Origin of the sequence: Vescimonas sanitatis (genome assembly GCF_049060325.1) — a bacterium.
Classification (GTDB): domain Bacteria; phylum Bacillota; class Clostridia; order Oscillospirales; family Oscillospiraceae; genus Vescimonas; species Vescimonas sanitatis.
Genome location: NZ_JBMGPW010000025.1, coordinates 1 through 723 on the forward strand (window position 1 = coordinate 1; position 723 = coordinate 723).

Annotated in this window: 1 protein-coding gene; it reads right to left on the reverse strand. The window is 67.5% G+C overall.

Going from position 1 to position 723, the window contains the following annotated elements:
• Window positions 1–368 (reverse strand): Nramp family divalent metal transporter (locus tag ACOMDU_RS13575; protein WP_476718553.1); only part of this gene is annotated, 368 nt, incomplete at its 3' end.
• Window positions 369–723: the final 355 nt, after the last annotated feature.

The following is a 723-nucleotide window of genomic DNA, read 5'->3' on the forward strand; positions in this document are numbered from 1 at the left end:
CCTCCGATCACCTCGGCCAGATCCGTGGCGGCGGCCACGATCTCCGCCTGCACCCAGTACGCCAAACGCCGCCCGCGCGGCAACCGGTGCCCCAGCAGCTCCGGAAGCGAGCGGCCGGTGACGAGCCCGAGCTTCGCCGAGAGGTACTGCACGAGCATGGCCATCAGGTTCGCTGCGACCAGCACCCAGACCAGCAGGTACCCGTACTGGGCCCCGGCCGTCAGGTTCGCAGCCACATTGCCGGGGTCCACATAGGCCACCGCCGCCACGAAGGCCGGCCCCAGCAGCCGCATTCCCCGACGACCGGGGCGATCCACCCTCTCCACGGCGACCTTGCCATCCGCCGGCCGATCCACACCGGCGGTCATCCGAGGCTCCAATGGCGATGCATGCATGAGATTTAACATACCTGAACTCTGAGGAGACAGGTGGTCTGACCACACCCCGGCACCCCGGCAGTCTCAGATGCACCGACGGCCGTAGCCGAACACTCCTGCTTTCACGAACCTAATCGTGTGCACCTGAATTCTTTTGTGTGCCCTAACTGGAGTACCCCTCATGGAAATCTCCCGCCGTTCAGTAGCCACCGGCCTCGCCTGGGCCGTGCCGGCCGTGGCCGCATCGACGGCCGCGCCCGCCATGGCCGCCTCCTCCTGCGCGGGGTACACCGCAGGCAAGCCCCTCCCAGCCTCGGCGTTCACCCTGACCTACCTGCGCATCACC